General features: G+C 71.0%; 14 protein-coding genes. 8 read left to right on the forward strand and 6 right to left on the reverse strand.

Going from position 1 to position 14,212, the window contains the following annotated elements; genetic code table 11:
- Nucleotides 1-11: 11 nt before the first annotated feature.
- The gene (locus ACYQPG_RS14560) at nucleotides 12-1,229 is read right to left on the reverse strand and encodes a TIGR03862 family flavoprotein (protein ID WP_147938980.1); all 1,218 of its coding nucleotides are present in this window, start codon (nucleotides 1,227-1,229) and stop codon (nucleotides 12-14) included.
- Nucleotides 1,230-1,556: 327 nt separating this feature from the next.
- Entirely contained in the window at nucleotides 1,557-2,093 is a 537-nt protein-coding gene (locus ACYQPG_RS14565; RefSeq protein WP_461231177.1) for a GNAT family N-acetyltransferase, read from the reverse strand.
- A 297-nt stretch (nucleotides 2,094-2,390) separates the two neighbouring features.
- On the opposite strand from ACYQPG_RS14565, the gene ACYQPG_RS14570 reads away from it, so the two are divergent.
- The 3 genes from ACYQPG_RS14570 (at nucleotide 2,391) to ACYQPG_RS14580 (ending at nucleotide 5,358) form a co-directional block, all read left to right on the forward strand.
- Nucleotides 2,391-3,809 carry an MDR family MFS transporter gene (locus tag ACYQPG_RS14570; protein WP_246692494.1) on the forward strand — a complete coding sequence of 473 codons (1,419 nt, stop codon included), beginning with the start codon at nucleotides 2,391-2,393 and terminating at the stop codon, nucleotides 3,807-3,809.
- Nucleotides 3,810-3,819: 10 nt separating this feature from the next.
- On the forward strand, nucleotides 3,820-4,140 hold the full coding sequence (sugE, locus tag ACYQPG_RS14575) for a quaternary ammonium compound efflux SMR transporter SugE (protein WP_147910816.1): 321 nt from the start codon (nucleotides 3,820-3,822) through the stop codon (nucleotides 4,138-4,140).
- A gap of 183 nt (nucleotides 4,141-4,323) precedes the next feature.
- Nucleotides 4,324-5,358, forward strand: coding sequence for a TerC family protein (locus ACYQPG_RS14580; protein ID WP_147910815.1), 1,035 nt, complete (start codon nucleotides 4,324-4,326; stop codon nucleotides 5,356-5,358).
- 123 nt (nucleotides 5,359-5,481) lie between these two features.
- On the opposite strand, the gene ACYQPG_RS14585 is transcribed toward ACYQPG_RS14580, so the two are convergent.
- The 3 genes from ACYQPG_RS14585 to ACYQPG_RS14595 form a co-directional block, all read right to left on the reverse strand.
- Entirely contained in the window at nucleotides 5,482-6,234 is a 753-nt protein-coding gene (locus ACYQPG_RS14585; RefSeq protein ID WP_419829695.1) for an N-acetylmuramoyl-L-alanine amidase, read from the reverse strand.
- Nucleotides 6,231-6,971, reverse strand: a complete 741-nt coding sequence (locus ACYQPG_RS14590) for a TerB family tellurite resistance protein (RefSeq protein WP_147910813.1) — start codon at nucleotides 6,969-6,971, stop codon at nucleotides 6,231-6,233. Before ACYQPG_RS14590 ends, ACYQPG_RS14585 begins: the two co-directional genes overlap by 4 nt.
- A 147-nt stretch (nucleotides 6,972-7,118) precedes the next feature.
- On the reverse strand, nucleotides 7,119-7,388 hold the full coding sequence (locus ACYQPG_RS14595) for a hypothetical protein (protein WP_007560631.1): 270 nt from the start codon (nucleotides 7,386-7,388) through the stop codon (nucleotides 7,119-7,121).
- Between the two features lie 256 nt (nucleotides 7,389-7,644).
- Between ACYQPG_RS14595 and ACYQPG_RS14600 the strand changes: the two genes are divergently transcribed.
- From ACYQPG_RS14600 to ACYQPG_RS14620, 5 genes are all read left to right on the forward strand, one after another.
- A complete protein-coding gene (locus ACYQPG_RS14600) occupies nucleotides 7,645-8,343 on the forward strand; it encodes an urease accessory protein UreE (protein WP_461231178.1) in 699 nt (232 codons plus the stop codon).
- 554 nt (nucleotides 8,344-8,897) lie between these two features.
- Entirely contained in the window at nucleotides 8,898-9,656 is a 759-nt protein-coding gene (gene gntA, locus ACYQPG_RS14605) for a guanitoxin biosynthesis heme-dependent pre-guanitoxin N-hydroxylase GntA (protein WP_147938940.1), read from the forward strand.
- Nucleotides 9,657-9,722: 66 nt separating this feature from the next.
- Nucleotides 9,723-10,319, forward strand: a complete 597-nt coding sequence (locus tag ACYQPG_RS14610) for a DUF1989 domain-containing protein (protein WP_092037247.1) — start codon at nucleotides 9,723-9,725, stop codon at nucleotides 10,317-10,319.
- Between the two features lie 305 nt (nucleotides 10,320-10,624).
- Entirely contained in the window at nucleotides 10,625-12,364 is a 1,740-nt protein-coding gene (locus tag ACYQPG_RS14615) for a methyl-accepting chemotaxis protein (RefSeq protein ID WP_461231180.1), read from the forward strand.
- A gap of 109 nt (nucleotides 12,365-12,473) precedes the next feature.
- A complete protein-coding gene (locus ACYQPG_RS14620; RefSeq protein ID WP_419829698.1) occupies nucleotides 12,474-12,857 on the forward strand; it encodes a VOC family protein in 384 nt (127 codons plus the stop codon).
- 24 nt (nucleotides 12,858-12,881) lie between these two features.
- Here the strand turns inward: ACYQPG_RS14620 and ACYQPG_RS14625 are convergent, their stop codons facing one another.
- On the reverse strand, nucleotides 12,882-14,135 hold the full coding sequence (locus ACYQPG_RS14625) for a cytochrome P450 (protein WP_419829699.1): 1,254 nt from the start codon (nucleotides 14,133-14,135) through the stop codon (nucleotides 12,882-12,884).
- Between the last annotated feature and the right edge of the window lie 77 nt (nucleotides 14,136-14,212).

Consider the following 14,212-nt stretch of genomic DNA (forward strand, 5'->3'; position numbering starts at 1 on the left):
CGACGGGCGCCCTAGCCGCCGCTCTGGCGCAGCCAGTCGAGCATCCCGGCGGCGGCGGCCCGTCCGCCCGCGAAGGCGCCCTGGAGCAGGTAGCCGCCGGTCGGCGCCTCCCAGTCGAGCATCTCGCCGGCCAGGAACAGGCCGGGACGGGCGCGCAGCATGGCGCGGCCGTCGAGGGCGTCGAGCCGGACCCCGCCCGCCGTCGAGATCGCCCGCTCGATCGGGGCCGAGCCGGTGAGGTCGAGGGGGGCGGCCTTGATCAGCCCGGCGAGCGCCTTGGGCTCGCCGGGAAGGTTTTGGCCGGCCGCCTCGCGCAGGAGACCCGCGGCCACCGGCGAGAGCCCCGCGGCCTTGCGCAGGCGGGTCGCGGTCGAGTCCCCCGGCCGGGCGCCGGCGAGGCGGCGGGCGAGATCCGTCCCGGTCAGGTCGGGGCGCAGATCGACGGTGAGCCGGGCACGGCCCCGCCCGGCGATCGCCGTCCGCAGGGGCCGCGACAGGGCGTAGATCGCCCCGCCCTCGATCCCGGCGGCCGTGATCACGGCCTCGCCCCGGACCGCAACGCCGTCGCAGGCGAGCGCCACCCGCTTGAGCGGCGCCCCGGAAAACCGCTCGCGGAACAGGGCGGACCACGCCACGGCAAAACCCGCATTGGCCGGCTCCAGGGGCGCGACGTCCACGCCGAGCCCCTCGAGAAGCGGCACCCAGAGCCCGTCAGAGCCGAGCCGCGGCCAGCTCGCCCCGCCGAGCGCCAGCAGGGCAGCCCGGGGCCGGATCTCGACCGGCCCGTCCGGCGTCGCGAAGGCAAGTGCCTCACCGATCGCCGTGAGCCGGTGTCGGGTGCGGATCCGGACCCCGAGCCGGTCGAGCCGCGCCAGCCAGGCCCGGAGCAGCGGCGACGCCTTGAAGCTCGTCGGAAACACCCGCCCGCTCGATCCCACGAAGGTCGGCTCGCCGAGATCCGCGCACCAGTCTCGCAGGGCCTCCGGGGGAAACGCCGCGATGGCGGCGTCCAGGTGGCCGGCGGGATGGTAGCGGGCCAGGAAGGCCGCGCGCGGCTCGCTGTGGGTGAGGTTGAGGCCGCCGCGCCCGGCGATCAGCAGCTTGCGGGCGACAGAGGGCATCCGGTCGTACACCGTGACCGCGCGGCCGGCCTGCGCCAGCACCTCGGCCGCGGCCAGCCCGGCCGGCCCGCCGCCCACGATGGCGATATCGTTGATGTCGTCCGGCATCCGCCTGGAGAGCGGCAGGCTGCCCGCACCTGTCAAGATGTGGCCGATGTCGGCGGCGTCTCAGGGGCCGGACCGCCTTACCCGGCGCCGTTCTGCGACGATGCGGCTCCCCGACAGCCTGTTTGTCCGCCCGGTTCCCGTCGCGTGACGGTTCCGGTTGGCGGAGATCCCACACTCCCCCCTCATCCTGAGGTGCGGCGCAGCCGCCTCGAAGGAGCCCTCCAGGGATCGCGCAGCTGGCTGGAGGGCTCCTTCGAGGCCTCCGCTGCGCTCCGGCGCCTCAGGATGAGGGGGGGGGGGAGGATGGGAAAGATCGAACAACAGATTCTAACACAAATCCGACAGTGTCGGCCAATGGACCCGCAGAATTGTCCTGCCGTTCGCGGCCGGGATCTGCGAGATGGCTTGTTCGACAACCTGGCCGCCCATACGCTCATAGAAGCGAAGCGCAGCCTCATTGGCCTCGAAAACCCATAGGTACAGGCCATTTCCCGCCTGCTGGGCGGCGAGCTTTCGCGCAGCCGAGCGCAGCAGTGCCTCCCCGATCTTCCTGCCCCGCATCTCTGGACGGACGTGCAGGTTATCGACCAAGCTGCCCCATCGCCGATCAAGATCACGATGCGTCGCTACGAAGCCGACAAGTCCTTCATCGGACGTCGAGGCGATCTCGACCATGAAATTCAAGGCCGGCGTGTCGAGCTTTCCGAGCCAGTGCGAAAGGCGATCCTCCTCGACGGGCTCGGCCAGAAACGCGGGATCGAGGATCGACCAATAGGCATCGCGCCAACTCGCTACGTGGATTGCAGCGATGGTCTGCGCGTCCGTCGCCCGCGCGGCCCGGTAGATGATGTCGGCAATCCGCACATTATCCGTGGGGCACCGCCTGCGGGCAATTCACCCCGTGTCACGCACACGGCAGACGACCGCGGAACGCGTAGGATCCGGCGCGGCCCGACGTTAATGCCGTCCTCTGCGCGCAACCGTGATGCTGCAGCCTCGTTCCCGTCCAGCCTGCCGATCCGGCGCAAACCCAGAAGAGGCTTCCCGCCCGTGACGCTCTCCACCGCCGTCACCGCGACCGATCCGTCCACGCCGGCCCCCGCCGTGCCCTCGAAAGGCCGCCTCAGCCCGCTCGAGATCCGGTCGATCGTCTTCGGCCTGATGACCGCGATGCTGCTCGCGGCCCTCGATCAGACCATCGTGGCGACCGCGATGCCGACCATCGGGCTCGATCTCGGCGACGCCGCCAACCTGCCCTGGATCGTCACCGCCTACCTGCTCGCCTCCACGGCGGTCACGCCGCTCTACGGCAAGCTCTCCGACATCCACGGCCGGCGGATCATGCTGCTGATCGCCATCGCGACCTTCGTGCTCGGGTCGCTCGCCTGCGCGGTGGCGCCCACCATGGTGACCCTGGCGCTGGCCCGGGGCCTCCAGGGCATCGGCGGCGGCGGGCTGATCGCCCTGTCGCAGACCATCCTGGCCGACATCATGGCGCCCAAGGAGCGGGCGCGCTACCAGGTGGTGATCGCGGGCGTGTTCGTGGCGGCCTCGGTGGCGGGGCCCCTGCTCGGGGGCTTCTTCGCCCAGCACCTGCACTGGTCGCTGATCTTCTGGATCAACCTGCCGATCGGCTTCCTCGCCTTCGCGCTGACCAACGCCAAGCTGAAGCTGCTGCCGCGCAACGAGCGCCGCCACACGCTGGATTATCCCGGCGCCATCCTGCTGGTGCTGAGCTCGACCACCCTGATGCTGGCCCTGAGCTGGGGCGGCGTGCGCTACCCTTGGGGCTCCGCGCCGGTGCTCGGCCTGCTCGCCGTTGCGGCCGTGCTCGGGTGCGGCTTCGCGGCCCGGCTCGCCACGGCAGCCGAGCCGCTGATCCCCACGCAGGTGCTGAAGGACCGGGTGGTCTACAGCGCCACGCTGTCGGCCTGCTTTGCCATGGGCACCTTCATCGGCCTGACCATCTACGTGCCGATCTTCCTCGAAGGCGTGCTCGGGCTCACCGCCAGCGAATCCGGCGTGGCCCTGGTGCCCCTGATGGTCGGCACCGTCACCGGGGCGACGCTGTCGGGCCGGTCGATGCTGCTGTTCCGGCACTACAAGCGCGTGCCGCTGGCCATGATGAGCGTCAGCATCGCCTGCTGCGCCATCATCGCCCTGGAGGGACGGGCGCTGCCGTTCTGGCTGATGGAGGTGATGCTGGCGCTGCTCTCCATGGGGATCGGGACGATCCTGCCGCTCTCCACCATCGCGATCCAGAACGCCGTGGAGCCGCACCAGCTCGGCATCGCCACGGCAGCGATGAACTTCTTCCGCTCGCTCGGCGGCGCCCTGATCGTGGCCGCCTTCGGGACGATCGTGCTCGGGGGGGCCGCCGGGACCGGGCACGACGTGGAAAGCCTGATCCGCGGCGGCGATCCCGCGCATCTGGCCGAGACCTTCCGCTCCGTGTTCCTGGCCGCCTGCGTCGGCCTGGTGGCGGCCCTCGGGTTCCTCGCCTACATGGAGGAGCGCCCGCTCGGTGAACGTCCCGCGGCAAAGCCCGGCGCAGCGCCGGCCGCCGACACCCCGACATGAGGACACGACCTTGGCTTGGCTGATCCTGCTCGCGGCCGGCCTGCTGGAGGTGGTCTGGGCCTACGCGATGAAGCGCTCGGACGGCTTCACCCAGCCCATCCCGAGCGCCGTGACGGTGGCGGCCGCGCTCGGCAGCTTCGTCCTGCTGGCCTTCGCGATGCGCAGCCTGCCGCTGGGCACCGCCTACACGGTCTGGACCGGCATCGGGGCGGTGGGCGCCTTCCTGCTCGGCATCCTGATGCTCGGCGAGAGCGCGAGCCCGTTGCGGATCGCCGCGGCGGCGCTGATCGTCTCGGGCCTGGTGCTGATGAAGCTCTCCGGGGAGGCCTGAGCACCGGCCGCGGACGCGGTCCGACGCGCGAGTCACCCGCGCGCCGCCACCGTGCCCTTGATTCGCCCGGTTCGCCCGCTTAACTCGCCCCTATCGGCTGCGGGCCCCTCTGGCGGGCGCTTTTCAGCGCCCGTGATGTCGGAGCCGATGCTTTCCTTCCGGAATCAGCATCAGGTCCCGCACATGATGGACGTTCTAACCGTCGAATGGCTCGGCAAGCCGTTGTGGATGTGGCTCGGCTTCCACGTCCTGATCGCCTGTCTGCTCGCCTTCGATCTCGGGCTGCTGCACCGGGACAAGGACCACGAGATCGGGGTCCGCGAGAGCCTGCTGCTGACCGGCTTCTACCTCGCGCTCGGGCTCGCCTTCGGCGGCTGGATCTGGTGGTATCTCGGGCCGCAGGCGGGCGAGGAATACGTCACCGGCCTCGTGGTCGAGAAGTCGCTGTCGATGGACAACGTCTTCGTCATCGCCATGATCCTGGCCGCCCTCGGCATCCCGCGCGCCGCCCAGCACCGGGTCCTGCTCTGGGGCATCCTGGCCGCCGTGCTGTTGCGCGGCCTGATGATCGGGCTCGGCGCGGCGCTGGTGCACCAGGTCCACTGGGTGCTGTCGCTGTTTGCCGCCTTCCTGATCTTCGCCGGCCTCAAGATCCTGTTCTCGGGCCCCGAGGAAGAGGGCGACTTCCAGAACAGCGCCATCGTGCGCTGGATCAAGAAGACCTTCCGGGTCACGCCCGAGCTGCACGGCCAGCACTTCGCGGTGCGCCGGCCGGACCCGGCCACCGGCAAGAAGGCCCTGTGGTTCACCCCGCTCGCCCTGGCGCTGGTGCTGGTCAACGGCGCCGACGTGATCTTCGCGGTCGACAGCGTGCCGGCGATCTTCGCGATCACCACCGACACGTTCGTGGTCTACACCTCCAACATCTTCGCGATCCTGGGACTGCGCGCCCTCTACTTCGCCCTCGCCGCGATGGTCGACCGGTTCGCCTATCTCAAGACCGCGCTCGCCTTCATCCTGATCTTCATCGGCGCCAAGATCGTCATCGCCGACACGTTCGGGCTGATCCACGTCCAGCCGTGGGTGTCCCTGGTGGTGACCCTGTCGCTGCTGACGATCGGCGTGCTCTACAGCCTGTGGCGCACCCGCACCGACGCGCCGGCCCCGGCGGTCTCCGGCCCGGCCCACGGCCACGAGGCGCCGGCCCATCGGGCCTGAAGTCCTGGTTTCAAAAGGTCCGGGACCTTGTGCGGGACCAGGGCGGGGCCCTGGTTCATCGGGGCTCCGCCCCGACACCGCGCCAAAGGGCCGAGCTCTTTGGAAGCCCGGGATTTCCCCGTGCTAGGCTGGTAGCGCGGCGATCAGGTCGCGCAGGGTGGTGATGGTCGAGGCGTCGGCCACGCCGTCCACGCGCTCCTGGCGGAAATGGCGCTGGAAGGCCGTGACGACCGCATGCGTGCGCGCATCGAACGTCCCGGTCACCGCCACGTCGTAGCCGTAGAGGGCGAACATCGCCTGCAGCGCCTCCACGGGCTGGCCGGCATCGCCCTGCGCGAAGAACCGCCCATCCCGGAGGCGGGCCGGCGGCACCCGGTGGCCGATGCCGGCCGCCGCGAGGCGATCCCACGGAAAGGTCTCGCCCGGATCCTCCTTGCGCTCCGGGGCGATGTCGGAATGGCCGAGCACCCGCTCCGGCGGGATCGGCCAGCGCCCCAGGATGTCCAGGGCCAGAGCGATCACGGCGTCGATCTGCACCTCCGGGTAGGGCGGCAGCCCGCCGGCATGGCCCGGATGAACGATCTCGATCCCGACCGAGCGGGAATTCAGGTCGGTCACGCCCTTCCAGGCACCCCGGCCCGCGTGCCAGGCGCGCCGAGCCTCCGGCACCATCTGGACGATGCCGCCATCCTCGAACACGAGGTAGTGGGCCGAGACCTCGCTCAGCGGGTCCCGCAGCCGTGCCAGCGCGGCGGCGCCGCCCGCCATGCCGGTATAGTGCAGGAGCAGCATGTCGGGCTTCGCTCCGCGGCGCTCGCCGTGGTTCGGCGAGGGCGCCACGCGGCGGGCGAGGGGGCTGTCCGGATCGAGGCTCACCGCGCTCCGCGCTCCTGCACGATCCGGTCGTAGGCGGCGTTGATGGCGGCGAGCCGCCGGGTCGCGATGGTCACGGCCTCGGCGGGCAGGCCCCGGGCCAGCGCGCGGTCGGGATGATGCTCGGCGACCAGCGCCCGGTGACGGGCCTTGACGGTGGCCTCGTCGGCCTCCGAGTCGAGGCCGAGGACCGCGTAGGGATCGTCCGGCAGCCGCACGTGCCGGGCCGCGATCCGCCGGAAGGCGGCATCGTCAAAACCGAAGATCTCCGAGACGGCGCGCAGGTAGCGCTCCTCGGCCTCGTGCAGCGCGCCGTCGGCGCCCGCGATCTGGAACAGGCCGTCGAGCACGTCCTCGAGAAGGGCCGGCTCGTCACCGAAGGTCGTCGCGAGCTGACGCGCGTAGGCTTCGAAGCCGTTCGTGGTCTTTTTGGCCAGGTCGAACAGCCGCTCGACGCCGGACCGCGCGGATTCGTCGACGCGGACGACCCGGCCGAACGCCTCGACCTCGGAGGGCAGCACGACGCCGTCGGACTTGGCCATCTTGGCCGCCAGCGCCACCAGTCCGGTGGTGAACACCACGTCGCGCGGCGTCGGGCCGAAGGGCGCGCCGATCCGGTCGACCAGGAAGTGGCCCGCGACGCCGCCGATCAGCGCCCCGAGCGGACCGCCCACGGCGAGGCCGAGCCCGGCACCGCCGAGCTTGCCCCAGGGGCCTTGGAGCTTGGCCCCCTGGCTCATGGACTGGGCGTTCCCGAGGGGAAACGCGGACGCGATGCGGTCATGGTCGGCGGCTTCAGGTCCGGCACCGGGGACGCCCCGGCCAAGGCCGGGATAACCGCTCCTCGGGCGGTGCGGAAGGGCCGGGACGCGCCCGGCCCCCCGGCTTTAGCGGCAGTAGATGTTGCCGTAGGCGTCCCGGTAGGTGCCGTAGGGGCAGCGCGGCGCCGTGGAGGCGCCCACGATGGCGCCGCCGGCGCCGCCGATCGCGGCACCCGCCAGGGCGCCGCCAGCGCGGCCCGTGGCGGCAGCGCCGATGGCCGCGCCGGTGAGCGCGCCGAGGCCGGCACCGCCGAGAGCCCGGTCCTCCGGCGTGTTGCAGGCGCCCAGCGACAGGGCTGCGATGGTGGCGAGGGCGGCTGCGGTCAGCTTCTTCATGGTCCCCTGATCTCCCTTGTGCATCCGGTCCGGCCGTCGTCGTGGCGGATCGCGGTGAGCTTAGCAGTAAAGCAATGCGCTCCCTACGGCTAAGGTTCCCTGCCCGGAGCCGTCGATCGCGCGCGGGTCCCGAATGCCGCGCCGGCGCCTCCCACCGGCGGCGGCCGGAGTTGCGCCCGCTTCCCGTCTCGCCCTATGCCACCGGCCTGAGGCGGCGCTCCGGCCGGGGCGCCGCGGCGCCATCCCCGAGGGTCCCATGTCGAGAGCCACCACGATCGTCCGCCGGGCCGCGGTTCGCCCCGACCGCGTCGTCGACACGGTGAGCCTCGACCACGCGGGCCGGGCGGCGGCCTCCGGATCCATCGTCGCGGAGGGCGGCCTCGGGTTCGAGGTGGCGCTCGCCAAGGCGGCGGCGCTGGAGGACGGCGACGCCCTGCGCCTGGAGGACGGCCGCCTCGTCGCGGTGCGGGCCGCCGCGGAGGCGCTGCTGGAGGTGCGCGCCGGGAACCCGGCCCGGCTGACCCGGCTGGCCTGGCAGCTCGGCGGCAACCACGTCCCCGCCGAGATCGCCGCGGACGTGCTCTACGTCCCGGCCTCGCCGGCCAATGCCGAGCTGGTGCGCGGGCAGGGCTGCACCGCGAGCCCGGTCTCGCGTCCGTTCCGGCCCGAGCATGCCGCGCACGACCACAGCACCTGCGGGCACGATCACGGGCATGACCATCACGACCACGGGCATGATCACGAACACGCCCACGAACACGCCCACGGGCACACCGACGGGCACACCCACGCGCACGCCGACGATCACGCACATGCGCATGATCACGGGCACGCGCATGATCAGGGGCACGGCCATGGTCCTGATCACGACCCTCACGCGCACGACCAGGCCGGGACGCATGACCATGCGCATCCGGGGCACGTGCACGGTCCGGGCTGCAACCACGACCATTAGGACCAACCGCGTCCGGAGCCGCAGCGCGCCGCCGAGCCCGGGGCGACTTCGGCGGCCTGCCTGAGGACGCCATGCCGACCCGGCTCTCCCGCAGGGCCGGGTCGGCTTGCCCGACATGCACGGCGTCCGACAGGCACGCGTCCGCTCTAGATCAGCGCCCCTCCAACCCGCCCCCAGATCCTCAGGCGTAAGCCATCCGAGTCTCGGTCCGTCGCCTCAGGACGCGGGCGAGGATGGGAAAGACGAGCCAGACGGGCCCCGATCTGGATCGGGCCGGCAGACCATGCGGAGAAGTCACGGCACGAGTCCCGCAACATTCGCGCGGGGGTGGAGCGAGTCTATCCGACCTTAATCTATGTTTGTGCCGTAGGCGAACATTGCGACAGTTCTTTCGAACACCGTCCTCGATCCTTCGCGTGACGGCTTTCGATTCACCTTCTCCCCGGACGACCTGTCGCAGGCGGGAACAGTGACCTGAAACCGCAGTTGCCCGAGTCCCGACCAGCGGTTGCCCCCTCCGGGGCGGACCTGCGCAGATACGGGCTACGGAGCGCATGCAGTTTCCCCGCGACGACCAAGAGCATCCGCGTGCCCAGGCCTTCCGCGACTTCATTCGAAATCCCCCGTTCCCCTGCGTCGGCGCCAAGTCGGCGCTGTCGCGCGGGCGCATGAAGATCGTCGTGGCCCGGGACATCACCTCGGGCTGGGACGACATGCGCATCTACCCGGCTCTGCTCGCCTTCGTGGCGCGCTACCGGGAGGCTCCCGACCTGTTCCAGAGCTTCGCGGTGGTGTTCGAGGGGCCGGGCGACCTGTCAGAGGAAGCGTTCGAGCAGAATCTCTGGGCGCGGGCGCAATCCCTGACCGACAAGGATGCCTGGCTCGGCCAGCCCCACGACGCCCGGGTAGCGGACGATCCGGACAACCCGCACTTCTCGTTGAGCTTCGGCGGCGAGGCGTTCTTCGTGGTCGGCCTGCATCCGAACGCGAGCCGGCCGGCGCGGCGGTTCTCCTCGCCGGTTCTGGTGTTCAACCTGCACGCCCAGTTCGAGCGGCTGCGGGCCGAGGGCCGCTACGAGAAGCTCCGCGCCTCGATCCTGGAGCGCGACGAGGCCCTGGCCGGCAGCCTCAATCCGATGCTGGCGCGTCACGGCGAGTCCTCGGAGGCGCGCCAGTACAGCGGCCGCGTCGTCGGCGACGAATGGCGCTGCCCGATGCAGGGCCGTCCGGCGGCGCCCGCCACACCGGTCGTAGACGACTGGCATCCGCTGGCTTCCCCGCGCGACCTCACCTTCCCGACCAGCGGCGCCTGAGGCGCCGCTGGATCGCGGCGGCGCCTGCCGCGTTGCCGGCCGGAGCGGAGCGGGAGCAAAGACACCATGGACCGGGCGGATGTGCAGCAGATCGAGCCGCGCTCAGGCGTCGCCTTCACCCTGGACCGCGGCCAGCGGCTGACGGTGATCGACCCGCGCGGGGAGCAGGTGGCCGATCTGGTCGCCTACAATCGTCACGACACGGGTGAGGTGATCTCGTCCGGACGGACCCTCGACTATGCCAGCCGGATCTACCTGACCACCGGCGACCCGCTCTACTCGAACCGCTCGAACGTGCTGCTGCGCATCGTCGAGGACACGGTCGGCCGCCACGACTTCCTGCTGACGCCGTGCTCGGCCGACACGTTCCGGATCATCTACGGCGACACGGACCCGCACCGGGGCTGCTTCGGCAACCTCGCCGCGGCGCTCGCCCCCTACGGCATCGCACCCGACGCGATCCCGGTGGCGTTCAACTGCTTCATGAACGTGCCGATCGATGGAACGACCGGGGCGCTCACGGTCGAGCCGCCGCTGAGCCGGGCGGGCGACCGGATCGTGTTCACCGCCGAGACCGACCTGATCATCGGATTGACAGCCTGCTCGGCGCTGCAATCGAACAACGGAAGCTTCAAGCCGATTCACTATCGGATCGAGGCTTAGGCCACACAATCCCGCCGGGGCGGGCGGTTGTTCCGCGAAGAGGTTCGTAGTTTTTTCTTGGAAACCTCTTGATCCCCCGCGCTCGTCGCGCGATGTGGCCATCGAATATGTGTCCAGAGACTTATCGAGACCGGAAAGCGTATCCAATACGCTGTCGATACCCGGTGTGGACCGAATCTTTACCAATCCCGTGTCACACCTTCGCCCCGGAACGGTGCCGTGGGGTCCGGGCCGCCGTGGGCGGTGCCGCCCCCCGGCACCGGCAGCCCTCGACGGCCTTCGCCCGTCCCGTTTCCGGTGCCTCAATGATACGCTCGCAGACCGACCGCTCGTCCGAGGGCAACGCCGTGCCCCGGTGGAGCCTCTCGAACGTCACGCTGCGCCACAAGCTGGCGGCGGTGATGGCCCTGGTACTGGCGGCGGTCGGCGCCCTCAGTGGGTTGAACTACGTCGACACCCGCTCCTCAGCGCTCGAGGACCGGGCGTTGATGACAAGAAACCTCGGCGACGTCGCCCAGAGCCTGCTCGCCCATTACGAGGCACTGGCCTCCGCCGGCCGGATGCCGCTCGATCAGGCCCAGAAGGCCGCCCTCGACGCGGTGAGCGCCCTGCGCTTCGGCAACGCCGACTATTTCTTCGTCCTGGATACCGACGGACGGCTGATCGCCAACGCGTTCAACGCCAAGAACGTCGGCAAGGTGGTTCTGGAGCAGACCGACGTCCCGGGCGGGAAACGCTACTTCGCCGAGATGGTGGACGTCGCCAAGCGCGACGGTGCCGGCTTCGTCGACTACATGAAGCCGCGTGCGGGCGGGAGCGAGCCGGTCGAGAAGGTCGCCAGCGTCCAGATGTTCAAGCCCTGGGGCTGGGTCGTCGCCGCCGGGCTCTATCGCGACGACGTCTACGCGGCCGTACGCCACCGCGCGCTGACCAATGCCCTCTGGTCCGCCGGCCTGGTGCTTCCCGTGCTCGCCCTGCTCGTACTCATCGGCAACGGCCTGTCGCGGCCGATCGTGCGCCTGACCGCGGCGATGCGGGGGCTCGCCGGCGGCGACCTCGCGGTGCCGGTGGCGGACCAGCGGCGCGGCGACGAGGTCGGCGCGATGGCCCGGGCCGTACAGGTCTTCAAGGACGCGCTGATCGCCAAGCGGGACGCCGAGACCGTCGCCGCCGCCGAGAACGCCGCCAAGATGCGCCGCGCCCAGGCCCTCGACGAACTCACCGGCCGGTTCGACGCCCATGTCGGCGCGCTGACCCAGAGCCTGTCGGCGGCCGCCGTGGAGATGGAGGCCACCGCCCGGGAGATGACCCGCACGGCCGCCCGCACCACCGACCAGTCCGGGCGTGTCGCGGCCGCCTCGGAGCAGACGTCGTCCAACGTCGAGACCGTGGCCGCCGCCAGCGAGGAGATGTCCGCCTCGATCCAGGAGATCGCGTCCCGCGTCGCCCAGTCCTCCACGATGGCCGACCAGGCCAGCGTCGACGCCGCCCGCACGAACGACCTGATGCAGGTCCTGTCCCGGGGCACGGACCAGATCAGCGAGGTGATGGGCCTGATCGCCGGCATCGCCGGACAGACCAACCTGCTGGCGCTCAACGCCACCATCGAGGCCGCCCGGGCCGGGGAGGCCGGCAAAGGCTTCGCCGTCGTGGCCGGCGAGGTGAAGGCCCTGGCGGCCCAGACCGCCAAGGCCACCGACACGATCGCCCATCAGATCGCCGCGATCCAGAACGAGACCCGGCACGCCGTCGAGTCGATCCGGACGATCGGGGGCACGATCGATGCCATGCGCACGGTCGCCCTGAGCGTGGCCGCCGCCATGGAGGAGCAGGGCGCCGCCACGAGCGAGATCGTGCGCAACGTCACCCAGGCCGCGCAGGGGACGCAGGCCGTCAGCGCCGACATCGCCGAGGTCCGGGAAGCCGCCGGCGAGACCGGCGCCGCCGCCAGCCAGGTGCTGAGCGCCGCGCAGGATCTGGCGCGCTACGCCTCCGGGCTGGGACAGGAGGTGACCACGTTCCTCGCCGCGGTCAAAGCCGCCTGAGAGGGCGGACCCGCGAGGGCCACTTCAACCATGGAGTGGTAGACGGCACTGGGCTGCTTCGGCGACCGTGCGGTTCCTCGCCGGACTCACTGGCGCAAGGGGCCGTACGATGCGCATCGCCCATGTCGCCCTGTGGACTCGCGATCTTAACGCCGCCGCAGCCTTCTGGCGCCGCTATTTCCGGGCCGAGGTCGGCGCGCCGTACCACAGCCAGCGGCAGAGGGGATTCGTATCGCGGTTCGTGACGCTGCCCAGCGACGGCGCGCAAATCGAACTCATGACAGCGCCGGGGGTCGCAGACGGAAAACACGATGAGCGTGTGGGCTGGGCGCATGTCGCGATCGCCCTCGGTAGCATCGAGGCCGTCGATGCCCTTGCCGCCCGATGCGCTGCGGATGGCTGCCTTACGGCCCCCCCGCGCCGGACCGGCGACGGCTTCTATGAGGCGGTGATCGCCATTCCGGACGGTACGCCGATCGAGATCACCGACTGAGCCGCGGAGGGTGGGCTGATACGGTCAGGCAATCCCGTCGATCGCCACCCGGAGATGTTCCGGCCCGCGCAGGGCGGCCCCGGAGCGGTAGGGCGGCGGGTTTTCGATCAGCCGGGGGGCCTTGAGCCGGCTCGCCAGGGCGGTGAGCGCCGCCTCGGCCTCGAACCGGGCGAGCGGGGCGCCGACGCAGTAATGGAGGCTGCCGCCGAAGCCGAGGTGGCGGATGCCGGCGCGGTCGGGATCGAAGCGGTCGGGATCCGGGAAGACGGCGCCGTCGCGGTTGCCGGAGGCGAGCAGCAGGACGAGGTCGGCGCCCTCGGGGATCGTGACGCCGGCGATCTCGATGGCCGACAGCGTCTTTCGGGTCCGGAACTGCACGGGCGGCTCGTAGCGCAGCAGTTCCTCGATGAGGCGCGGGGCGCGGCCGGGATCCTGCCGCAGGCGCTCCAGCTCGTCGGGGTGGCGCAGCAGGGTCAGCAGCCCGTTGGTGATGAGGTTCACGGTGGTCTCGTGGCCTGCCACCAGCATCAGGATCGAGGTGGCGATCAGGTCGTAATCGCCCATCTTGGCGCCCTCCGGCGTCGCCTCGTTGGCGAGCCCCGAGAGCATGTCGTCCTGCGGATGGCGGCGCTTCTCCTTGATCAGGTCGGCCATGTAGCCGCCGATCGCGTCGAAGGTCCGGCTGTTCGCATCGCGGATCTCCCGATCCGACAGGCTGTCCGGCTCGAGGGCGGTGGCGAGCTGGGTCGCCCAGCCGTGGAACTTCGGCTCGTCTTCCCGGGGGACGCCGAACAACTCGCAGATCACCGTCACCGGCAGCGGGTAGGCGAGGTCGTCGACCGCGTCGATCTCCCGGGCGCCGCACTTCTCGTTCAGCAGGTCGGCCACCAGCCGGTCGGAGCGGGCCCGCATCGCCTGGACGCGCGCACGGGAGAACTGGTGCATCACGGACGCCCGCAGGACGTCGTGGTCCGGCGGGTCGCGGAAGATGAAGACCCGGTGCCGGTCCATCATCCAGTCCTTGAGCGGCTTGACGATGAGGTCGGTGAGGGGGTTGCCGGTGCGCGGCCGGTCGGCCGGGGGCAGGGTCTCGGAGCTGACCCGCGGGTCGTGCAGCAAGCTCGAGATGGCGCCGTGGGTCGCGGCCACCCAGGTCCCTTCCTCGGTCCCGTCGTCCTGGCGCGAGACCGGATGCTCCCGCAGCTTGGCGTAGATCGGATAGGGGTCCGCGCGGTTGGCGAAATCCTTGACCTGATCGAGGAGGGTGGCGTCGGGCATGCGGTGTCCAAGTTGCGCATCGTCCGGACGGAGACGTCCGGGCCGATCCAAATCGAAACCTCGGCGCGCCGCCCGGG

The organism is Methylobacterium sp. CM6246 (assembly GCF_054818005.1).